This window comes from Pseudactinotalea sp. Z1732, assembly GCF_049724975.1.
GTDB lineage: Bacteria > Actinomycetota > Actinomycetes > Actinomycetales > Beutenbergiaceae > CALKWS01.
This window is the reverse complement of record NZ_JBMPQC010000003.1, coordinates 315,872-338,243: the sequence shown is the minus strand read 5'-3', so window position 1 is coordinate 338,243 and position 22,372 is coordinate 315,872. Positions and strand designations below refer to the sequence as shown.

At 69.0% G+C, this 22,372-nt stretch carries 17 protein-coding genes and 1 riboswitch; of the genes, 12 read left to right on the top strand and 5 right to left on the bottom strand.

Translation table 11 applies throughout. From position 1 onward, the window contains the following. Positions 1-11: 11 nt before the first annotated feature. The 3 genes from ACPL7H_RS08805 to ACPL7H_RS08795 all read right to left on the bottom strand — a co-directional run bounded on the left by ACPL7H_RS08805 (position 12) and on the right by ACPL7H_RS08795 (position 3,522). Positions 12-1,031: a DMT family transporter gene (locus ACPL7H_RS08805; protein WP_424796576.1), complete on the bottom strand. Its 1,020-nt coding sequence runs from the start codon at positions 1,029-1,031 to the stop codon at positions 12-14. A gap of 108 nt (positions 1,032-1,139) precedes the next feature. Continuing rightward, positions 1,140-1,227: riboswitch (glycine riboswitch) on the bottom strand. Between the two features lie 206 nt (positions 1,228-1,433). Beyond that, positions 1,434-2,726 carry a BNR-4 repeat-containing protein gene (locus ACPL7H_RS08800; protein ID WP_424796575.1) on the bottom strand — a complete coding sequence of 431 codons (1,293 nt, stop codon included), beginning with the start codon at positions 2,724-2,726 and terminating at the stop codon, positions 1,434-1,436. A 145-nt stretch (positions 2,727-2,871) separates the two neighbouring features. Next, on the bottom strand, positions 2,872-3,522 hold the full coding sequence (locus tag ACPL7H_RS08795; RefSeq protein WP_424796574.1) for a uridine kinase family protein: 651 nt from the start codon (positions 3,520-3,522) through the stop codon (positions 2,872-2,874). Between the two features lie 126 nt (positions 3,523-3,648). On the opposite strand from ACPL7H_RS08795, the gene ACPL7H_RS08790 reads away from it, so the two are divergent. Beyond that, a complete protein-coding gene (locus tag ACPL7H_RS08790) occupies positions 3,649-4,905 on the top strand; it encodes an alpha-hydroxy acid oxidase (protein ID WP_424796573.1) in 1,257 nt (418 codons plus the stop codon). A gap of 139 nt (positions 4,906-5,044) precedes the next feature. Here the strand turns inward: ACPL7H_RS08790 and ACPL7H_RS08785 are convergent, their stop codons facing one another. Together ACPL7H_RS08785 and ACPL7H_RS08780 are read right to left on the bottom strand one after the other, a co-directional pair. Then, positions 5,045-5,701 (bottom strand): DUF1961 family protein, encoded by a 657-nt coding sequence (locus ACPL7H_RS08785; RefSeq protein ID WP_424796572.1) that lies wholly within the window; start codon positions 5,699-5,701, stop codon positions 5,045-5,047. 17 nt (positions 5,702-5,718) lie between these two features. Further along, complete coding sequence (locus tag ACPL7H_RS08780; protein ID WP_424796571.1) at positions 5,719-6,903, bottom strand: DUF993 family protein; 1,185 nt, start codon at positions 6,901-6,903, stop codon at positions 5,719-5,721. A gap of 206 nt (positions 6,904-7,109) precedes the next feature. On the opposite strand from ACPL7H_RS08780, the gene ACPL7H_RS08775 reads away from it, so the two are divergent. The 11 genes from ACPL7H_RS08775 (at position 7,110) to ACPL7H_RS08725 (ending at position 22,223) form a co-directional block, all read left to right on the top strand. Continuing rightward, positions 7,110-8,123 carry a LacI family DNA-binding transcriptional regulator gene (locus ACPL7H_RS08775; RefSeq protein WP_424796570.1) on the top strand — a complete coding sequence of 338 codons (1,014 nt, stop codon included), beginning with the start codon at positions 7,110-7,112 and terminating at the stop codon, positions 8,121-8,123. Between the two features lie 465 nt (positions 8,124-8,588). Continuing rightward, positions 8,589-9,344 carry a YesL family protein gene (locus ACPL7H_RS08770; protein WP_424796569.1) on the top strand — a complete coding sequence of 252 codons (756 nt, stop codon included), beginning with the start codon at positions 8,589-8,591 and terminating at the stop codon, positions 9,342-9,344. A 44-nt stretch (positions 9,345-9,388) separates the two neighbouring features. Further along, positions 9,389-10,969, top strand: a complete 1,581-nt coding sequence (locus ACPL7H_RS08765) for an extracellular solute-binding protein (RefSeq protein WP_424796568.1) — start codon at positions 9,389-9,391, stop codon at positions 10,967-10,969. A gap of 72 nt (positions 10,970-11,041) precedes the next feature. Continuing rightward, a complete protein-coding gene (locus ACPL7H_RS08760) occupies positions 11,042-12,010 on the top strand; it encodes an ABC transporter permease (protein ID WP_424796567.1) in 969 nt (322 codons plus the stop codon). After that, on the top strand, positions 12,010-12,966 hold the full coding sequence (locus ACPL7H_RS08755; RefSeq protein ID WP_424796566.1) for a carbohydrate ABC transporter permease: 957 nt from the start codon (positions 12,010-12,012) through the stop codon (positions 12,964-12,966). Before ACPL7H_RS08760 ends, ACPL7H_RS08755 begins: the two co-directional genes overlap by 1 nt. Further along, entirely contained in the window at positions 12,963-13,625 is a 663-nt protein-coding gene (locus tag ACPL7H_RS08750) for a rhamnogalacturonan acetylesterase (RefSeq protein WP_424796565.1), read from the top strand. The genes ACPL7H_RS08755 and ACPL7H_RS08750 overlap by 4 nt, the downstream gene beginning before the upstream one ends. Continuing rightward, a complete protein-coding gene (locus tag ACPL7H_RS08745) occupies positions 13,622-16,315 on the top strand; it encodes a Tat pathway signal sequence domain protein (protein WP_424796564.1) in 2,694 nt (897 codons plus the stop codon). Before ACPL7H_RS08750 ends, ACPL7H_RS08745 begins: the two co-directional genes overlap by 4 nt. 159 nt (positions 16,316-16,474) lie before the next feature. Next, a complete protein-coding gene (locus tag ACPL7H_RS08740; RefSeq protein ID WP_424796563.1) occupies positions 16,475-17,785 on the top strand; it encodes an ABC transporter substrate-binding protein in 1,311 nt (436 codons plus the stop codon). A 131-nt stretch (positions 17,786-17,916) separates the two neighbouring features. Continuing rightward, the gene (locus ACPL7H_RS08735; RefSeq protein ID WP_424786417.1) at positions 17,917-18,753 is read left to right on the top strand and encodes a carbohydrate ABC transporter permease; all 837 of its coding nucleotides are present in this window, start codon (positions 17,917-17,919) and stop codon (positions 18,751-18,753) included. Next, positions 18,750-19,580, top strand: coding sequence for a carbohydrate ABC transporter permease (locus tag ACPL7H_RS08730; protein ID WP_424786416.1), 831 nt, complete (start codon positions 18,750-18,752; stop codon positions 19,578-19,580). The genes ACPL7H_RS08735 and ACPL7H_RS08730 overlap by 4 nt, the downstream gene beginning before the upstream one ends. A gap of 87 nt (positions 19,581-19,667) precedes the next feature. After that, positions 19,668-22,223 (top strand): family 78 glycoside hydrolase catalytic domain, encoded by a 2,556-nt coding sequence (locus ACPL7H_RS08725; protein WP_424796562.1) that lies wholly within the window; start codon positions 19,668-19,670, stop codon positions 22,221-22,223. Positions 22,224-22,372: the final 149 nt, after the last annotated feature.

The window sequence follows — 22,372 nt, the reverse complement described above, 5'->3', positions numbered from 1 at the left end:
GAAAGGTGGGCTCAGCGCACTCCCCGGCGCACGCGCAGCAGCGGCAGCCCGGCGGCAGCGACGATGATCGCCACACCTGCCCAGTTCAACGCCGAGATGGTCTCGCCGAACAGTGCCGCGCCCAGCAGCAGGGCCACCACCACCTCCCAGTAGGAGGTCCTGGACAACTCGGCGGTGCGCAGGTGCTTGCCGGCCAGCACCAGCAGGCCCAGGGCCAGCAGGCCGCAGACCGCGAAGAACGTCAGGGCCCAGGCCCAGTTGGCCGGGGTCATCGCGCTCAGGTCCGGGCGGGTGAGGGCCACCATGGCCCCGGTGGCCAGGGTGCCGAAGGTGAAGTTCCAGAAGCTCCGCACGTCGGCGGGCATGTCCGCGCGGAACCGGTAGCACAGCAGCGCGGCTCCGTACAGCACCCCTGAGGCAACCCCGAGCAGCACCCCGAGCAGGTGGTTCTCCGAGGCGGTGGTCGGCCCCTCGATCAGCCCGGCCACCAGCATCATGCCGGTGAATGCGGCCGCCAGCGTCAACGTCTCGGCGCGGGTGGGGGACTCCTTCAGGACCACCCGCGCCAGGATGGTTGCCAGCACCGGGCCGAGATAGAGCAGCGCCACGGCCAGGGCCAGGTCGGTCAGCACGGTGGCCGAGAGCATCAGCGCGAAGGACAGGCCGAGGAAGACCCCGCCCAGTACGACGGCGGGCGACAACCTGGTCTGCCGCAGCAGGTGCCGGCGCCCGGTGATGGTGAGCAGCACGAGGATGCCCAGGGCCCCCACCAGCATCCGGCCCATGGTCAGTGCCTCACCCATCACCTCACCTGGAGGGCTGGACAGCCGCCCGAAAACCCCGGCCGTGCCCATCGCGGTGGTCGAGGCGAAGATCGCGATCAGGCCCAGCGCACGGTTGGGACGACGCGAGGCAGCGGGCGGGCGTGGAGCCGGTGTGGCAGGCGCCGCAGAAGTCGCTGCAGCCGGAACGGTAGGGGCCGGTGTATCGGTGAACGTTGCCAAGGATCTCCTCGGGACGGGCGCAGGCACGCCAAGCGGTCAGGTGGTTCCCCGCTCTGTCATCGGACCTGAGAGATTTCGCGGGCACGCCCGCCTGCACCATCGGTGAACCCCGCAGGGTTACTTTTCAGAGGAGCCTGGCCGTCGGCGGTCTGGGTGCCTGAGAGATTCCCGGGGAGGTTGCTCCGTCGGCGCCCGCTCGTGCGGGCTCTCCCGCCACGGCTGAAGTGGCATGTTCAGTTCTGCCCCGATTATGCCACCCGCTGCGCTTGTCCGATGTGGCCCGCCTCACTCCTGCTGCACGGAACCGCACCGACGCGGCCGGCGGTGACGCGGCCTGCGGTTGCGCGGGTGCCTGCCCTACCCCGGGGGATCGCCGCGAAACTGTGCCGCGACGCGGTTCCCGCGCGACGAGTGCTCAGGTGGACACGCTCAGCGGCGGGGGAGTACGTGCGCGGCAATCTCGCAGGCATAGTGTTGCGAGGTGGTCATCTCGCCACGGAACCACAGCAGCACCAGGGTGCCGGGATCGCCGGGAGCCACGATCGGGCGCAGATTGTCCACCGAGGAATCCCGCGTCACCGGGGTCCAGGCCCAGGTAGCGCCACCGTCGGCGGTACGGCCGTGGAAGATCTCGTGGTGGGCCAACTCGGACCCGTCGCGCGGGTCGATGTGGGTCGAGGCGTAGACCGAGTCCGCGTCGTAGGGGTCGATCGCGATCAGGCCGGTGTAGTCCTCCTCGCGCGGGAACAGCGCACGCCCGGCCTTGGCGACCTGGTACACGCCCCAGGTTCCGTCGTCGTTGGTGCGGCCGTAGAAGAAGCGGTGGTCGGCGAAGTTGGAGTTCTCCGGTTCGTCGTTGGCGCGGGCGGTGAAGGTGGCCACCACGGTGCCCTCGATGCGCCGGATGTCGGTTGTCCACCCACGCGTCATCCGCTCCCCGTCCCACACCGAGTCGGCGGCGAAGACGGTGGTCAGTTCCGCCTGGTCCGGCGCCTGGCCGGACAGCGCGTGGGGGTCGACGACGGTGCCATCGGAGGCGTGCAGCGCCCCTGCGCTCAGGTACCCGTGGTAGATCGAGTTGTTGTAGTCGCGCGGGTGGTGGTCGGTGGTGAGTACGTCGATCCGGTCGCTGCCGGCGTAGCGGCAGTATCCGTTGACGTAACCGACCTTGGGCCGGTCGAAGAGCTTGCCGGCGAAGGTCCAGGTGTCGCCCTCGTCATCCGAGACCAGGGCACAGGCGTCGTCGTTGATCGCCCGGGCGAAGCAGTACAAGCGACCGTCCAGTGCGTGCAGGTTCGAGTAGGTGACGCCCCGGCCCCCGGTCAACTCGGTCCAGTCGAAGACCTGCTCCGGGCCCCAGGTGGTGGGGTCCCCCGGCTCGCTGACGCGCCACCGGGTGTAGTTGTCACTCTTGTGCTTGGCGTAGACCGCCAGCCAGCGACCGTCACGCCGGCGCCACAGGCCAGGGACGTTGTGGTCATCGGACTCCAGGTTCTCGTGCAGCACCACGATCGTGGACTCACCCGTGCCCAGGTCGGTAACGGTGAGTTCCACGTTCCCGGCTCGGGTCGCACCATCCTCACCCTCGGGCGCGGCCACCGAACCGACCACCAGAACATTGGACTCGGGATCCACCAGGGCACGTTCGTCCTGGTACCAGCACCAGGCGCCGTTGCGGTTCAGGACCCACGGGTCAGCGTCGAACACCGGATCAGCCGCCATTGGGCCACCACTCTCTCGAAAGCTTCGGGAATTTCTCCGATACATGGCGACCGTAGAGCGGGCGTCGGCGCAGGTCAAGTCGGTCCGGCCGGGCCGAACAAATGCGGCCACCCCGGCCCGGTCTGCCTCGGCGCTGCCGGACCCGCTAGCGTGCCGCAAGCCCTTGGATGAGGCTCTCAGCCTCGCTGACCGAGACCGCGCGGGCGCCCTTGCCGGTCCAGTGGCGGATCAGGGCAGGCTCGGCGCGGGTGTGCGCCAGCCCCCGGCGTACCAGTGTCGGCAGGGGTTTGCGGGCTTCGGCGATGTCGCGCAGCAAGCGCAGCCAGAAGGTCTGCACCCGCGGGCGCACCAGGCACAACGCCTCGGCGAGCAGATCGCGTGAGCGCAACTCGTCGATGAGCTCGGCGGCGAAGATGCCTTCGGCCAGGACTACCGGGTGGTCCGGTATCACCAGCCGGGTGGTGCCGGTGCGCCGGGAGGTGGGGATGTCATAGATCGGCAGTTCGGCCTCGCCGTTCAGGCACAACTCCTCCAGCGACTGCACTGCCGCGGCACCGTCCCAGGCCAGTGGGGAGTCCCAGTCCACGCTGCCGAAGCGTTGCGGGAGACCGGGGTGGTCGATGTCGCGGTAGAAGTCGTCCAGTTGCAGTGCGGGCAGGCCGAGCCGGCGCACCAGGGAACTCTTTCCCGACCCCGAGGCCCCGGTGATCAGCACCACCCGGCGGGGTGCGCGCCGGCTACCGCTGGGCAGATCGAACAGTGCCGGATCGGAATCGGCGCCACGGTCGAAGGGCATGGGTGCGATTATCGCCCCTGCCGGCCGCGCATCGGACCGCGCCCGCCCTGCCGGCGGCGTTAGGCTCATCCTCAACCAGCCGCGGGTGCAGGTACCCCGGCCGGCGCCAACGTGAGGAGTGCTTCGATGGTCAAGCGGCGAGTTCCACGGGTTCGTGACCTGGCCCCCCTGCTGCGGTTCAAGCCGCCGGTACTGGACGGTCGCCGTCGTCGGTTGGAAGCAGCGCAGACCATCGCCGACCTACGCGCCGTCGCCCAGCGCCGCACCCCGCGCGCGGCCTTCGATTACACCGAGGGGGCGGCCGAGCAGGAACTGTCGCTGACCCGGGCCCGACAAGCCTTCGAGGACGTGGAGTTCCACCCCTCGATCCTGCGCAACGTGGCCGAGGTGGACACCGACACGACGATCCTGGGCGGGCGCTCGGCGCTGCCGTTCGGCATCGCCCCCACCGGCTTCACCCGGATGATGCAGACCGAGGGGGAGATCGCCGGGGCCGGTGCCGCCGGGGCGGCGGGGATCCCGTTCGCCCTGTCCACCATGGGCACCACCTCGATCGAGGACGTCGCACTGGCCAATCCCTCCGGGCGCAACTGGTTCCAGCTCTACATGTGGAAGGACCGGGACCGTTCGATGGCCCTGGTGGACCGGGCCGCGGCGGCCGGGTTCGACACGTTGCTGGTCACTGTGGACGTACCGGTGGCCGGGAACCGCCTGCGGGACGTGCGCAACGGTCTGACCATCCCGCCCTCGCTGACCGCGCGCACCGTGGTGAACGCGATCCCGCGCCCGCAGTGGTGGTTCGATCTGCTCACCACCGAGCCGCTGGCGTTCGCCTCGCTGGACCGCTGGTCCGGGACCGTGGCCCAGCTCCTGGACACCATGTTCGACCCGACCGTCGACTTCGAGGACCTACGCTGGATCGCCCGGCAGTGGCCGGGCAAGACCGTGGTCAAGGGCGTGCAGACCCTGGCCGACGCCCACAAGGTGGTCGAGGCCGGCGCGGACGCGATCATGCTGTCCAACCATGGCGGGCGTCAGCTCGACCGTGCCCCGGTGCCCTTCCACCTGTTGCCCCAGGTCGCTGCCGAACTGGGCCAGGACGCCGAGATCATCCTGGACACCGGGATCATGTCCGGGGCCGACATCGTGGCTTCGGTCGCCCTGGGTGCGGACTTCACGATGGTGGGCCGGGCCTACCTGTACGGGCTGATGGCCGGCGGTCGCGCGGGGGTGGACCGGATGATCCAGATCCTGCGCGCCGAGATCGAGCGCACCATGCGCCTGCTGGGGGCGGCCTCGCTGGCCGAACTGGAACCGGGGCACGTCACCCAGCTCCAGCGCCTCACCCCCCGCCCGCGCGCCGGGGTGCATCAACAGGCCTGAGCCCGGCTGCCGGAGGTTCGCCCCAGGACGGGGCTGGCGGGGCGGGCGAGCAGCGCCTGGCCGCTGAGCCCGGCCCGGGGCGAGTCGAGTCCGACGACGGAGCCGGGCCCGGGCCGAGCCGGCCCCTGGGCGGGGGTGCTCAGAGCGGCCGGACCGTCAGGTCGGCGTACTCGGCGATCATCGGGGCCATCTGCCGGAAACCCAGGTGCCCCCCGCGCAACGGGTCGCCCCCGGTGCCGCCGTCGTCGTGCCAGTCGAAGATCGGCAGATCGTCGATCGCTAAGCGGACCCGGTCACGTCGGGTGCGGACCGAGATCCGGTACGGCGGATCGGCGTCGGCCAGCGGGGGGAGCGGATCGGCGCCCTGAGCCACCAGGTGGAAGCCGTGGGACTTGCGCAGGTTGGCGGTGTGGAAGCGCCGCTCGCTGTCCCACTTCCGCCGGAAGTAGGACACGTGGTAGGCGTCCAGATCCCCGTGGTGGTACTGCTCGTACGGGCCGGTGCGTGGCGCCAGGGCGGGGTCCAGCACGCTGCGACCGCCGTGACCGGTGGCGTGGAAGAACAGGATGCACAGGCCCTCATCGGCCAGCGGGTAGAAGTCGAAGGAGATCTCCACCTCGGCACCGAAGGGCTGCGGGCACCACAACACGATGTTGGCGTCCTGACCCTCGCCGGGATCGCGTAGGGACTCCAGGCGTAACCGGCCCCTGGGGAAGGACAGTGCGCCGTCTCCCTCGAGGACGAAACGGTCGAGGTCTGCGGCCGAGGCCAGCCGGTTGCGGTAGGTACTGGGCATGCGGGCACTTCCGTTGCTCACGGCCGGTAACCGGCCACCTGCAGGAACGCTGCCATCCTTGCAGCCGCTACCGGTGGGTCCAGCAACAGGCCGGCCCGGTCCGCGAGACGGAACACCTCGATCAGGTGGGCTGCCGAGCGGGCCGAGTGCATGCCGTCCAGCATCTGAAAGCCCGGCTGGTGCCCGTTCAACCAGGACCAGAACGCCACCCCCGCCTTATAGGACTGGGTCGGAGCGGCGAAGATGTGCCGGCCCAGGGCGACGGTGTCCTCAAGGATCCGGCGAGCCCCGTCGTCGTCGGCCGCTTGCAAGGCCTGCAGGGCCGCGGAGGCGGCCGGATAGATCACCGCGAACACCCCGAGCAGGGCATCGGAGTGGTGCCGCCCGTCGCCGAGGATCAGCTCCGGGTAGTTCAGGTCGTCCCCGGTGTACAGGCGCACCCCAGGGGCCCGGCGCGCCAGTTCGGCGCGCAGGTCCATCTCGCGCCGTGCCTCCAGCAGCGAGACCTTGATGCCCTCGATCCGGTCTGCGCCCCTGGCGATGAGGTCGGCGACGGTCCGGTGTGCCTCGTCCAGGTCCTCGCTGCCCCAGTAGCCGGTCAGATCCGGATCGAACATCGGCCCGAGCCAGTGCAAGACCGCCGGTTGGTCCACATCGGCCAGCACCGACTCGTACACCCGGGCGTACTCGTGGGGGTGGGTGGCGACAACGGCCAGGTGACGTGAGGCCATCACGATCACCCGGGCACCGGCGTGCTGGATCACCTCGACCTGGTGGCGGTAGGCATCGATCACCTCGGTCAGGGTGGGTGTGGCATCGGCGGGTAGGTGGTCGGTGTTGGCCCCGGCAGCAATCGTCCCGCCGGCGGCCCGAGCGTGGGCGGCGGAGCGTTCGATGAGTTCGGCGGCGCCGTCCCAGTCCAGCCCCGTTCCCCGCTGCGCGGTATCCATCGCCTCGGCCACGCCGAGCCCGGCGTCCCAGATCCGCTGGCGCATGCCGAGGGTGGCATCCCAGTCGATCAGGGCCGGTGCGCCGGGAACGTTGTCGGCGTCGTGGCGGGGTGCGACCGGGACGGCGGCGTAGGCGGACCGGGCGGTCAGGGGCCCGGTGGGGGTGGGCCAGTGAGTGGGTTCGCGCAGTGTGAGCGGTTTCCAGTTGCCCTCGGGGCCGGGCAGGGACAGGGTGATGTCCGTCGTCGTCATGGCTTGGCTCCTTTCGCGCTGACCGCACCGGTGCGGTCGGCCCGATTCTGCTGCGCCACGCACCTGCGCTGGTCCCGGCCACGGTAGGCCGCGGGGCGGGCGTGTGCCTGCCGAGCCATCCCGGCGCGGCGCGGGAGTGCGCTGCCCGCCGGGTGCCGAGCCGTAGAATCTGTGTCCTGATGCGTGCGACGTGGCGGGAGTAGGCGATGGTGGCAGGCGGGCGGACCCGGCCGGGGATGCTGGACGTCGCACGTCTGGCCGGGGTGTCGCACCAGACCGTTTCGCGGGTGCTGAACGAGCATCCGAACGTGCGCGAGAGCACCCGCGTCAAGGTGGTGCAGGCGATCGAGGAGTTGGGCTACCGGCGCAACAGCGCGGCGCGGGCGCTGGTGACCCAGCGTTCGGGAACACTCGGGATCGTGACCACCGGATCGGAGCACTACGGCCCCTCCCGAACCCTGGCCGTGGTGGAGCGCGCAGCGCGGGAGGCCGGGTACTTCGTGGCCGTGGCCACCGCCGTACATCCGACGCCGGACATGGTCACCTCCATCTTCGACCGGTTCCTGGACCAGGCCGTGGAGGGCGCGGTGGTGATCGCCCCGACCGAGGAGATCGCGGCGGCCGCCCGCAACGCCTCTGCCGACCTGCCGGTGCTGATGATCGCGGCCACCCCGAAGTGGGAGCCCGGCCAGCACGCCCTCAGCGTGGACCAGGGCGCGGGGGCACGGATGGTGGCCGAGCACCTGATCGAGTTGGGCCACCGTGACGTGGTGCACGTGGCCGGGCCGGTCGATTGGTTCGACGCCCGGGCGCGTGCCCGCGGCTGGCACGCGAAGTTGGCCGAGGCCGGGATCCGCGCCCGCGCCGACCGGCAGGGGGACTGGACCGCCGCGTCGGGGTATGCGATCGGGCAGGCGTTGCTCAAGGACCTGCCCACCGCGATCTTTGCCTCGAACGACCACATGGCGCTGGGGCTGTTGCGGGCCTTCGCCGAGGCCGGCGTGCACGTGCCCGGACAGGTCTCGGTAGTCGGCTTCGACGACGTGACCGGGTCCGATCACTACTTCCCGCCGCTGACCACGGTGCAGCAGGATTTCACCGTGCTGGGCAGGCGTGCGCTGGAGGCGCTGATCGACCTGATCGTGGGGGTTCCGGTGAACACCGAGCAGGTACCTCCGACGCTGGTGCCACGGGCCAGCACCGGTCCGGCGCGCCGGTAAGCCCCACGCCACGGGTCCGCGCTGGTCCGGTCGGGACCGCGGCCGCGGGCGCGCGCCCGCGCAGCGGCTCGGACCCGCGCCCGAGGTTGCGGCGCGCACCCGCGCCCGAGCAGCCCAATTGGATGGTTGTGGCGGACGGGGGTGCCGGGTTGGCGCTGTACGCGCGCAATTGGATGGTTGCGGCGCACGGGGTGCGGGAGCGGCTACCCGCGTGCGGCCTGATGGAGCCGAACAGGTGCGTCATGTGTGACGTGCGGGGCTGGTGCGACGGATCGAGTCCGGATCGTGATCCTGGAACCTTTGACCGTTGAATCGTTTTATTGCTATGTTCTCGCTCACAACGGTAAACGCTGTCCAGCGGCAGGGTCGTCGCTCGGCGGGAGAGTGCCCGACCGAGTCCCAGGTTCGAATCGCCAGTCGGCCCCGGCCCGCGCTCGGCAGACGTGTCACGAAGAGGTGTTTCCAATGGTGAGTCCCACGCAGGCGAAGGCAGACCGCGCCTTCGGCGTGGGCCGTGCGTGGGAGTTTGCCGACGCGGTCCTGTTCACCGCGCTCCTGAACCTGCTGGTGCTCGTGATGACCCTGGCCGGTGGCGTGCTGTTCGGACTGGCCCCGGCGCTGACCGCGGCGGTCACCTGCGCCCGTGCGCGGCTTCGCGGGGAGGTGCACCCCTGGGTGCGCACCTTCGTGCGGCACTGGCGTACCCAGTTCGGCCACGCCAACCTGTTGCAGGCACCTGCGCACCTGGTGCTGGTCCTGCTCGCGGTGAACCAGGTCACCCTGGGTCGCAGCAGCGGTCCGTTGACGATCGTCATCGCGGGTGCCGCCGCCCTGACCCTCGTTTACCAGGTGCTGGTGGTGACGATGGATGCCCACTACGAGGTGCGGCGCCGGGACTGTCTGCGCCTGGCCGGGCAGTTCCTGGTGCGCTTTCCCGGGGCGCCGTTGCTGCTGGCGGCCACGCTCGCCCTGATCGGCGTGGGCACCTACCTGGTCCCGGGCCTGCTCCCGGTGCTGTCCGTCGGGGTGGCGCTGTATCTGTGCACCGCGCTGTGCCTGTCCTTCTTCGCAGCCAACGACCGCGGCCTGGCGGCCCAGCCCGCCGGCACTCCCGATCCCGTCGCCACGGGCATCTCGGCTCGAAACACCCATCAGCACCACCCGGCGGACCCTGCCGCGCAGAACCCTGCGCGCACGCCGGCAGCGACACCCACGATCTGACACACCCCAGACGTCATCGACGGCGTCGACGAGAAAGGAAATCCATGCGTTATCGACACACAACAGCAGTGGCCACTGCGGTGGCCGGTGCACTGGTGCTGGCCGCCTGCGGCGGTGGCAACGGCAACGGCAACGGCAACGGCAATGGAGGCGGTGAGAACGGGGAGGCCGGCGGCAGTGGCGAGGCGGCCTCGCTCGACTCGGTGACCATCATGGCTCCCTTCTTCTCCCCGACCGCGCCCGAGCCCGGGGGCGAGATCGAGGAAGCCCTGACCGACCTGACCGGCGTGGACCTGAACATGCGCTGGGTGCCCAACTCCAACTACGGCGACCAGACCAACGTGGTGCTGGCCAGCGATGACATCCCCGATGTGATGGTCATCCAGGACAAGAGCCAGGGCTTCATCCAGACCGCTGAGGCCGGCGGCTTCTGGGATCTGACCGACTACCTGGCCTCCGGGGACTTCCCCAACCTGGTCACCGAGAACCCCGAGGTGCAAGAGGCCTCCGGGGTGAACGGACAGATCTTCGGCGTCTACCGTGCCCGGGACGTGATCCGCCACTCGATCATCCTGCGGGCGGACTGGATGGAGAACCTCGGTCTGGAGGACCCCGAGACCCTCGACGACCTCGCCGAGATCGCCCGGGCCTTCACCGAGGACGACCCCGACGGCAACGGTCAGGACGACACTTATGGCCTGATCGTTCCGGAGTGGCCCGCGGCAGTGGGCACCGGCAGCCCCTGGGATGCGATCGACGTCTGGCACGGAGCTGGCAACGTGTGGCGCGATGACGGCGGGGAACTGACCGCCACCTGGACCACCGACGAGTGGCGCGACTCGCTGCGCTTCCAGCGCGACCTGATCGACTCCGGCTACGTCAACCCCGACTTCGCCACCATGCCGCCGGAGGACTGGAACCAGCGGTTCATGAACGGCGATGGCGGCATCATCATCGACGTGCAGTCCCGTGCGGCCGAGTTGATCAACCTGTACCGCCAGAACGACCCGGACGACTTCGACTCCTACGTTCGTCTGGTCGGACAGGTGGAGGGCCCGAACGGCAAGTTCTCCCTGCCCACCGCCGGCTACGCCGGGTTCCTGGCCGTGCCGCGCTCCTCGATCGAGACCGAGGAAGAGCTCCTCGCCGTGCTGCAGGTCCTGAATGACCTGAACAGCCCGGAGGCGCAGGTCCTGCTGAACAACGGGATCGAAGGCCACAACTTCGAGGTCGAGGACGGGTACGCGGTGACCGACCCCGACATGCAGGAGTTCACCGACTTCGTCACCGGCGCCTGGGCGCAACTGGGCACCAACGTGGCCGGGCAGCACTTCTACACCCCGCTGCCCCAGACCGACTATGACGTGGAGATCTTCGAACTGCGTCAGGAACTCCAGGAGGAAGACCTGCAAGATGCGGTGTTCAACCCCGCCCTCGGGCTGATCTCGGAGACCTACGTCACCAACGCCACCCAGCTCGACACCCTGATCGCCGACGCCCGGATCCAGTACCTGGCCGGGCAGATCGACGAATCCGGGATGGACGAGGCGGTGGAGCGCTGGCGCTCCAGCGGCGGTGAACAGGTGGACGCCGAGGTGAACGAACTCTACTCCCAAGCAGGCTGATCTCCGCTGGTGGGGGCGGGCGCTGGCGCAGTCCCGCCCCCACCAGGCAGACCACCCACGAAAGGACCCGCGGTGAGGGTTGCAACCCAGACGCCACCCGTGGCGATCGCCCCCGGCCCCGCGCCGGCCCGGCGCCGACGCGGCCTGGGCACCACGATGGTGCGCTACCGGTGGCTGTTCCTGTTGATGCTGCCCGGCATCATCTATTTCCTGGTCTTCCGGTTCTGGCCGATGTACGGAGCCCAGATCGCGTTCCGCAACTACGTGCCGTTCCTGGGCATCGAGGACAGCCCCTGGGTGGGCTGGCAGCACTTCGAGGTGTTCTTCACCAATCCCGATTTCCCCCGAATTCTGGCGAACACCCTCATCATCGCGGCGATGAGCCTGTTCATCGCCTTCCCACTGACGATCGTGCTGGCGTTGCTGCTGAACGAGATGCGGCTGCAGATCCTCAAGCGCACCGTCCAGACGCTGGTCTACATCCCCCACTTCCTGTCCTGGACGGTGGTGGTCTCCCTGACCGGGCTGCTGTTCACCATGGGCACCGGCCCGTTGTCGGCCTTGCTGGACTCGGCACTGGGTGGCACCACGAACTACCTTGCCGATCCGTTCTGGTTCCGGCCCCTGATCCTGCTGCAGGAGATCTGGAAGAACACCGGATGGGGCACCATCATCTTCCTCGCCGCCCTGGCCGGGGTGGACCAGGAGCAGTACGAGGCTGCGATCATCGACGGCGCCGGCCGCTGGCAACGGATGTGGAACATCACCATCCCCTCGATCCAGCCCACCATCATCGTGCTGCTGATCCTGCAGAGCGGGCAGATCCTCAACACCGGGTTCGAGCAGATCTACCTGATGTCCAACGCCCTCAACCGCTCCGTCGCCGACGTGTTCGACACCTACGTGTACTTCGTGGGCATCCAACAGGGCGCCTACTCCTACGCCACCGCCGTGGGTCTGGCCAAGGCGATCGTCGGGTTGATCCTGGTGTTCGGGACCAACTGGCTGGCCAAACGGTTCAACCAGCAGGGGATCTTCTGATGGCACTGCACTCCACCCCCGTCACGCTGCCCGCAGAGCACGACACCTCGCCGGCGGTGCCGCAGCGCCCACGCGCCAACAAACAGCGGTACCGGTTCAACACCCGGGCCGGGAAGGTCTTCGACGTTTTCAACGGCGCCTTCCTGCTCGTCGTGGGGTCGGTCGCGATCCTGCCGTTCCTGTACGTGCTGGCCGGGTCCTTCGCCACCGAGTACGAGATCACCACCCGGCCCTTCTTCTTGTGGCCGAGCGAGTTCATCACCACCTCGTACGAGTCGATCCTGGGTTCGCGGGCGTTCGTGCGCTCCTTCATCACCACCGTGGTGGTCACCGGGGTGGGCACGCTGATCCAGCTGGTCCTGACCGCGCTGATGGCCTACCCGCTGTCGAAGGTGGACCTTCCGGGCCGGCGCACCATCTTGTCGCTGGTGGTCTTCACCATGGTCTTCAGCGCCGGCATGATCCCCACCTTCCTCGTGGTGCGGGACCTGGGCATGTTGAACACCTACTGGGCACTGATCCTGCCGATGGCGATCAACCCCTTCAGCCTGATCATCATCAAGAACTTCTTCCAACAGTTGCCCGATGAGTTGGAGGAGTCGGCCAAGATCGACGGCGCCAACGAACTGCGAATCCTGCGCAGCGTGATCGCACCGCTATCCAAACCGGTGCTGGCCACCTTCGGGCTGTTCTACGCCGTGGGGATCTGGAACGACTACATGTCCCCGTTGCTCTACCTCTCCGACCAGTCGATGTGGACCCTGCAGATGGTGCTGCGCCAGGTGACCGCCGCGGCCTCGCTGACCGCTGACGACCTGGCCACCGACGTGCCGCCCCCGGTCGAGGGCATCAAGTTCGCCGTCATCATCGTGGCCACCATTCCGGTGCTGCTGGCCTACCCGTTCCTGCAGAAGCACTTCGCCAAGGGCATTCTGATCGGCAGCGTGAAGGGGTGAACTCGATTCACCTGGCCGGGGACTCCACCGTGGCCCCGGGGCCCCTGGACGGTACGGGTGTGATCGGTTGGGGCGGCGTGCTGCACGAATTCATGACCCAGCCGGTGCACAACCGCGCCGTCGGCGGGGCCACCACCGCCTCCTTCGAAGCAGAAGGGCGCTGGGCGGACACCCTCGCGGCGATCAAGCCCGGTGATCTCGTGGTGATCCAGTTCGGGCACAACGACCAGAAGGAGACCGAACTGGCCGCGGCGGGCGGCTACCGGAACAACCTGGCTCGGTTCGTCGAGCAGGTCCGCGCCGCCGGCGGTCGACCGGTGCTGGTCACCAGCGCCGAGCGGTGCCTGTTCGACGACGACCGCGACCTGCGCGTCTCTCACGGCGGCTACCCCGCCGCGGTGCGAACTCTGGGCGACCAGCTGAACGCCCCCGTGATCGACCTGACCGCATTCACCCGGTGGCTGTACACGTGGCTGGGAGAGCAGGGCTGTGCCGACCTGTTCCCGCACGCGGTGCCCGAGGGCGGCGAACGCGACACCACACACTTCGGCCTCGCCGGTGCACGTGCGGTGGCCGGGTACGTGGCCCAGCATCTACGTGCCCTGCAGGGCCTGGATGACCAGCATGAACCGATCGGGAAATGGGGAGTGAGTCCATGACCATCCAGCACGTGGACGTACCGTTGCGTTGGCTCGACGATGCGGCACCGGCCAGGTTGCCGGCGGGCGCGACCCTGGGTGTGCCACTGCCACGGGGGGCGGTGCCGGCCCCGGAGGGGCTCGCGGTGATCGACGACGACGGTGCACCGGTCCCGGCGCAGACGTGGCCCCTTGCCACGTGGCCGGACGGGTCGGTCAAGTGGGCGGGCATCGCACTGGGCAGTACCGCGGCACCGGCCGCGGCCTACCGGGTGGTCACCGCGGGGGAGCAGGGAGGCGCCGCCGGCCCTGCCCCGGCGAGTCCGGATCCGGCTGCTGAACGCGCCACGGTGCGCATCGAGCCGGGCGCCGACGAAATCGTGGTGCACACCGGCCCGTTGCGGGTGGTGGTGCCCCGCTCGGGGGCCGCGCTGGTCGGCGCGGTGCACGTGGACGAGCGCCTGGTCGCCACCGGTGCGCACCTGGTCTCAGCACGCCAGGACCACCCCGAACCTGCCCACCGCGACCGGACCGACGCCGTCGGGCACCACACCGAGGTCGAGGTGGAACAGGACGGGCCGGTCCGTGCGGTCCTGACGCTACGCGGACGCCACCGGGACCAGGTCCGGGATGAGGCCGGGCCCGGGGAGCAGCGCCGTGCCTGGCTGCCGTTCACGGTGCGGCTGTACTTCACCGCCGGGGCGCGCACCTTCCGGATGGTGCATACCTTCACCTATGACGGCGATCCGGGGCAGGACTTCCTCGCCGCCCTCGGGGTTCGCTTCGCGGTGCCGTTGCGGGCCGCGTGCCACGACCGGCACGTCCGCTTCGTCGGGGCGCAGCAGGGGGTGCTTCGCGAGGCGGTCCAGGGCCTGACCGGGCTGCGCCGCGACCCCGGTGAACAGGTCCGCCGGGCGCAGGTGCAGGGCCGGCCCACGCCGGACCCGCAAGAGTGGCAACGCGACGTGGGGGACCTGCTCACGTGGGTGCCGCGCTGGCCGGACTACACCCTGCGGCAACTCGGCCCGCAGGGGTACTCGATCGCCAAGCGCACCGCCGCCGACCGGCCCTGGATCGACGTGGCCCACGGGGATCGCGCCGCCGGGTTCGCCTACCTGGGTGATATCGATGGTGGCCTCGGTGTGGGATTGACCGACTTCTGGCAGTCCCACCCCACCGGCATCGACCTGCGCGGCGCCGACACCGACTCCGGTGAGGTGACCGTGTGGCTGTGGTCCCCGGACGCGGACCCGATGGACCTGCGCTTCTACCACGACGGCCTCGGTCAGGAGACCTACCCCCAACAACTCGAGGCGCTGGAGATCACCTACGAGGACTACGAGCCCGGCCTGGGCAGCGCCCACGGGATCGCCCGCACCCACGAGTTGGACGTCGTCGCCTACCCCGCCACCCCGGACCTGACGACGCTGACCGCCGACGCGGCCCACGCCGGGCAGCGCCCCCGGCTGGTGCCCACCCCGCAGGCGCTGGCCCGGGCCGGGGTGTTCGGGGACTGGGACGTTGCGGACCACTCCAGCCCTGCCCGCGCGGAGTTGGAGGAGCGGCTCACCGCGATCGTGGACTTCTACCTGACCCAGGCCGAGGAGCGGTCCTGGTACGGGTTCTGGAACTACGGCGACGTCATGCACTCCTACGACTTCGACCGGCACACCTGGAAGTACGACGTGGGCGGCTACGCCTGGGACAACTCCGAACTGGCCACCGACCTGTGGCTGTGGTCGATGTTCCTGCGCACCGGCCGGGCCGATGTGTTCCGGATGGCAGAGGCGATGGCCCGGCACACCGGGGACGTGGACGTGTACCACTGCGGCGAGCACCGCGGCCTGGGCACCCGGCACAACGTGCAGCACTGGGGCTGCAGCGCCAAGCAGGTGCGCATCGGGTCCCCGGCCTTTCGCCGTCCGCACTACTTCCTCACCGCCGATGAGCACTCGCGCGACCTGCTGCTGGACAAGGCCGACAGCGACGCGGCCCTGGCCGTGCTGGAACCGACCCGGAAACTGCACGGCGACGACGACGCCGCACCGCTGGACCGGAACCGGCTACGGGTGGGACTGGGCACCGACTGGGGCGCCCTGGCCGCGACGTGGTTGGCGAACTGGGAGATCGCCGGAGATGTCGCCGCCAGGGACCGGCTCCTGGGCACGATGGCCGACATCGGGGCCCTCCCGAACGGGTTCCTGCACGGGGAAGCCTTCTACGACCTGGACACCGGGCGCTTCACCGGCCCGGCGCGTGAGGTGGCGGTCTCGCACCTCTCGGCGATCTTCGGGTTGGTGGAGATCTGCTCGGAGTTGATCGACCTGGTGGAGGTGCCCGGGTTCGAGCAGGCCTGGCTGCAGTACTGCCGGCTCTACCTGGCCGACCCTGGCGAGCAGGTGGCCGAGGTGGGGACGGAGCTGAGCGGTAACAACTTCCCGCAGTGGCACTCCCGGCTGCTCGCCTACGCGGCGCACCGGCTCGGTGATGAGACCATGGCCGACCGGGCCTGGGCGGCGTACCGCTCCGGTGGTGAGCACACCCCGATGGACCTGGGGCCGGTGCGCACGATCAGCCCGCCGGAGGTGCTCACGGAGGTCAGCGAGGTGTTCATCTCCACCAATGACGCGGCGCAGTCCAGCCTCGCGGCGATCCAGAATCTGGCCCTGATCGGGCACCGGCTCGACGCAGGGCACGGGCCGGCGGCCTGACCAGCGTCGGCCGGGCGCCCGACCCAGGCTAGTTGTAACGATTCAGCAACGAAAACGATTTCGGGCGAATCGTGACCTGGGTCACCTCTTGCCAGCCTGAATGGATTCAACCTAGCGTGTGAACACCCCCGATGACGGGGATCCGCGAAAGGAAGTCCAATGACTGCAACGTTGCAGAACAACAAGAGAACTCTCATCGCACTCAGCGCCGGTCTTTCGGCCGGCCTGGTTCTGGCCGCATGTTCGGGCAGCGCAGCAGGAGACGGGCCGGTGGAGATCGACTTCCTGGTCGACAACCAGCCCCACACCATCGCGCTGGCCGATGCGCTGGTCGAGGCCTTCACCGCCGACAACCCAGATGTCACCATCTCGGTCGACTCCCGTCCCGGGGGTGGCGACGGCGACAACATCGTCAAGACGCGACTCTCCACCGAGGAGATGGCGGACGTGTTCATCTACAACAGCGGGTCGCTCTTCCAGGCGCTCAATCCCGATCAGATGCTCGTGGACCTGAGCGATCAGCCGTGGGTGGCGGAGTTGGACGAGGAGTTCGTCAACACCGTCAGCACCGAGAACGGCACCTACGGCAACGCCTGGGGCGCCACCTTCGGGGGCGGCATCATCTATAACCGCGCCGTCTACGACGAACTCGGCCTCGAGGTCCCCCAGACCTGGGATGAGTTCATGGAGAACAACGAGGTGATCGCCGAGGCGGGGATGACCCCGGTGATCCAGACCTACGGCTCGACCTACACCTCCCAGCTCTTCGTCCTCGCCGACTTCGCGAACGTGGACTCGATGGACCCGGACTGGGCGGAGGAGTACACGGCGAACAACCGCAAGTACGCCGATGAGCCCGCCGTGCAGGCCTTCCGGAACCACGAGGAGGTCTACGAGGCCGGCTACTTCAACGAGAACTTCCCCTCGGCCACCGATGCCGACGGCGCCCGGATGCTCGCCGAGCGCGACGGGGTGCACTACCCGATGCTGTCCAACCTGATCACGCACGTGCGCCAGGACAACCCCGAGGCACTGGAGGACATCGGCTTCTTCGCGATCCCGGCGCAGGAGGCCGAGCACACCCAGGCCACCATCTGGCAGGCCGCCGGCATCTACATCCCGCAGACCACCGAGGGCGCCGAACTGGAAGCGGCCAAGGACTTCGTGGCCTTCATCACCTCCGACACAGGGTGTGAACTCAAGGCGGAGTACCTCTCGATCGCCGGGCCCTTCCCGGGCACCTGTGACCTGCCCTCGGATGCCGCGCCGATCCTGACCGACCTGGAGCAGTACGTCGATGAGGGCCGTACGGCACCGGCGCTGGAATTCCTGTCCCCGGTGAAGGGCCCGAACCTGGAGCACATCATGGTCGAGGTCGGCTCCGGCATCCGTTCGGCTGAGGACGCGGCGGCCTACTACGACGACGACGTGGTGAACCAAGCCCGCCAGCTCGGCCTCGACGGCTGGTGAGTACTGCGGGGACCCGCCCGGGCACCCCGGCGGCCGAGACGCGACGCTCCTGGACCAGGGGGCGCGTGCCGAGGCCGGCCGGGGAGGCCGGCCGGGGCCGGTCATCGGGTGTGTGGCGCCACGCCTATCCGATGTGGTTCTACCTGCCCGCAGGGCTGCTGTACGTCGTCTTCTTCGCCATCCCGACCTTCGCCTCCTTCTACTTCAGCCTGACCCGCTGGACACTGTTCAGCTCGGAGTTCATCGGGATGGAGAACTACGTGCGGTTCTTCACCGAGCCCCAGTTGCGCCAAGGGTTCATCAACACCTTCATCTTCGGGGTCACCACCTCGGGTGCGAAGGTGGTGATCGGACTGGCCCTCGGGGTGCTCCTGGTCTCGAACATCTTGGCCCGGGGCTACCTGCGCTCGGTGGTGTTCTTCCCGGTGCTGGTGTCCACCATCGGGGTGGGCGTGATGTTCACCGCACTACTGGATCCCTTCGACGGCATGGTCAACTCCATCCTGGCGGCCGTGGGGATCGACGGCCCGGGTTGGTTCACCGACCCGAACATCGCGCTGCTGACCATTGCCGGAGTGGACATCTGGAAGGGTCTGGGCATCGCGACCCTGATCTACATCGCCGGCCTGGTAGCCATCCCGCGGGAGTACTACGAGGCAGCCCAGATTGATGGGGCGGGCGCCTGGCAGCAGTTCCGACGGATCACGTTGTCGCTGGTGATGCCGGCGACCGGGACCGTGATCATCCTGTCCCTCATCGGTGGGCTGCGCACGTTCGATCTCATCTGGGCCACCACCGGTGGTGGCCCGGGCTTCGCCTCCGATGTGATCGCCTCAGTCATCTACAAGCAGTACCAGGCCGGCTTCTACGGTCTCTCCACCGCCGGGAACGTGGTCCTGTTCCTCACCGTGACCGCGATCATGGTGCCGATCACGATCATCATCAACCGCAAGGCGGTGGAGCGATGAGGTCGGCACGCAAGTGGACCGGCGGCATCGTCGCGATCGTCGCCTCGTTGATCATCTTCCTGGTGCCGTTCGTGTTCGTGATCCTGCAGGCGATGAAGACCCCCGCCGAGGCCTCCCGGTTGGAGTTCTCCTGGCCGGAGCAGATGGCGTTCGTGGAGAACCTGATCGAGGTGCTCACGATGCGCAACGGCGTCGTGCTGCGGGCCTTCGTCAACAGCACGATCATCACCGTCGCCGCAGTGACCCTGATGGTGATCGTCTCGGCGATGGTGGGGTACGTGCTGCAGCGGCGGGTGAGCAAGATCAACCCGGTGGTGAACTTCTTCGTCCTGGCCGGTCTGATCGTGCCGCCGGCCGTGGTGCCCACGGTGTGGCTGCTGCAGGCGCTGGGTCTGTTTCGCACCATGCCGGGGCTGGTGCTGGTGCAGGCCACCTTCGGGATCTCCTTCTGCATCCTGTTGTTCCGGGCGTTCGTCGGCACCATCCCGAGAGAGTTGGATGAGGCCGCGGTGATCGACGGGTCCGGCCCGGTACGGCTGTTCTTCACGGTGATCCTGCCGTTGATGAAGCCCACCGTGATCACCGTGATCGTCGTGCAGGCGGTCAATGTCTTCAACGACTTCGTCAACCCCCTCTACTTCCTGCCGGGCGAGCGCAATGCCACGGTCCAGTTGACGCTCTTCAACCTGATGCAGCAGCAGGCGGCCACACAGTGGAACCTGCTCTTCGCCAACACCCTGCTGATCACGATCCCCCCGCTGGTCATGTACATCTTCTTCAACCGCCAGATCGTCGCCGGCATGACATCGGGGGCGGTCAAGGGCTGAACTCACTATCCCCAGCGCGGCGCGCCGGGCGCGTCCGCCCCCACTCCGGATCTTCAGCAAGCAAGCAAGGAAGCGAGCATCACGACGATGTCCATTGAGGTTCTATCTGTCCGCATCGAACGCCGCCGGGACGGCCACTACGCCGACACCTCGACCCCGCGCCTGTCCTGGACGGTGCGCACCGACGTGCCGAACTGGAACCAGGCCGGTGCCGAGGTGCGACTGGACGCCGAGCACGTGGTGGAGCTCGACGGCGCGGAGTCGGTCTTCGTGGAATGGCCGTTCGCGCCCCTGCAGCCCCACGGTCGGCACGCGGTGGAGGTGCGGGTACGGGGCGGCGACGGCGAGTTCTCACCATGGAGTGAGCCGGTCACCGTGCGTGCGGTGTTCCTGGGTGAGGGGGAGTGGCGGGCCGAGTTCGTCGGCCTGGCCGAGCCGGTCGGTGAGGCGTGCCCCGGGCTGGTGCGGCGGGAGTTCGAGGTGAACGGTGATCTCGCGTCCGCCACCCTGTACGCCACCGCCCAGGGCGTCTACCAGGTCTCGGTCAACGGCAGCGACGTCGACACGGACGTGCTCAAGCCGGGGTGGACGAGTTACCAGTACCGGATCGAACACGAGGCAACCGACGTCACCGACTTGCTCAGCACCGGACGTAATGCCATCGGCATCAGGTTCGCCGGCGGCTGGTTCACCGAGAAGTTCGGGTTCCACGGCGAGGGCCGAGCCTTCTACGGTGACCAGCCGGCCGTCGCCGCCCAGTTGCACCTGCAGTACCTGGACGGCCGCACGGAGGTGCTCAGCACCGATTCGCAGTGGCGCGGCGCAGCCGAGGGCCCGGTGGTGCACAGCGGAATCTACGACGGCGAGCGCATCGATGCCCGCCGCCAGCTGTCGGGCTGGGACCGGCCCGGCTTCGACGACGGTGGCTGGCCGGCCGTGGCGGTGCGCCGGAGCGAGGTGGTGCCGGAGCCGATGAGTAGTGAACCGGTGCGTCGCACCGATGAACTCCCCGTCCGGGAGGTGCTGACCACCCCGTCCGGCAAGACGGTGGTGGACTTCGGGCAGAACCTCGTGGGCTGGGTACGGGTGCAGGTGCAGGGAGAGCCCGGGCACGTCATCTCCCTGCGCCACGCCGAGGTGCTGGAGCACGGCGAGTTGGGTGTGCGCCCGCTGCGGCATGCCAAGGCGACTGATGAGTTCGTGCTCTCCGGCGGCCACGACGTCTTCGAGCCGCAGTTCACCTTCCACGGGTTCCGCTACGCCGAGGTGAGCGGGTGGCCCGGCGAGCTCGACCCGAGCGCCCTGACCGCCGTCGTCGTCCACAGCGATATGCGTCGCACGGGGTGGTTCGAGTGCTCCGATGAGCGGGTGAACCGACTGCACGAGAACGTGGTGTGGGGGATGCGGGGCAACTTCCTGTCCATTCCCACCGACTGCCCCCAGCGCGATGAGCGGCTGGGTTGGACCGGGGACATCCAGGTGTTCAGCCCCACCGCCACCACGTTGTTCGACTCCGGTGCGTTCCTGGCTGCCTGGCTGAAGGACGTGGCCGCCGAGCAACGAGGCCTGGGCGGGGTGTGCCCGTTCGTGGTGCCCCAGGTGCTTCCCGATGGCGGGCGTCCCGCAGCCGCCTGGGGTGATGCGGCCACGGTGGTGCCGACGGTGCTGGCCGAGCGCTTCGACGACCGGCGCGCACTGGCCGAGCAGTACCCCTCCATGCGCGCCTGGGTGGACGTCATGGCCGAGCGGGCCGGGGAGAACCTGCTGTGGCAGGGCGACTTCCAGTTCGGCGACTGGCTGGACCCGGACGCCCCGCCGGAGAGCCCCGGCGACGCCAAGACGGAGAAGGACCTGGTGGCCAGCGCGCACCTGATCCGCTCGGCCCGGATCGTGGCCGAGACCGCCGAGCTGCTCGGTGACGCCGACGGGGCATCCCGCTACGCCGACCTGGCTGAGCGGGCCCGGCAGGCGTTCCTCGCCGAGTACTCAGTCCCTGGGCATCGGTTGACCTCGGATACCCAGACGGCCTACTCGATGGCGATCTGCTACGAGCTGGTCGACGGCGAGGCGCGCCAGGCGATGGGAGATCGGCTGGCCGAGTTGGTGGCAGAAGCGGGCGATACTATCCGCACCGGTTTCGTGGGTACCCCGATCATCTGCGACGCCCTGACGAGGACCGGGCACGCTGACACGGCTGGGCGGCTGCTGCTGCAGACTTCGGTGCCATCCTGGCTCTATGCCGTCACGATGGGGGCGACCACCATCTGGGAACGCTGGGACTCCATGCTTCCGGACGGCACGATCAACCCGGGCCAGATGACCTCCTTCAACCACTACGCCTTCGGAGCGGTGGCGGACTGGCTCTACCGGTGCCTGGCCGGTCTGGCCCCGGCGGCTCCGGGTTACCGCCGAATCCGGATCGCCCCGACTCCCGTCGCCGGCATCGACGACGCCTCGGCTCGCGTGGAGACGCCCTACGGGATGGCCGAGGCGGGATGGGTCGTCCGGGACGGGATGCTCACGGTGCGCGCCACGGTGCCGCCGAACACCTCCGCCACAGTGGCGCTCCCGGGCGAGGCCGAACGGGAGGTGGGATCGGGCACGCACGAATGGAGCGTTCCCGACCCGCGCCGCAGCGCCTGAACCCGCAGCGCCTGAACGTTGAAGCCTGCCGCTGCACGCCGAGGACGACGCCCGTCGTCATCGTCGAGTGGCCGGCCCGTCGTCTCCGCCCATGCCCGTCGCTTTCGGTGCTGGGCGGAGGCGATGCGGCCCTGGCGTCGCCGGGACGA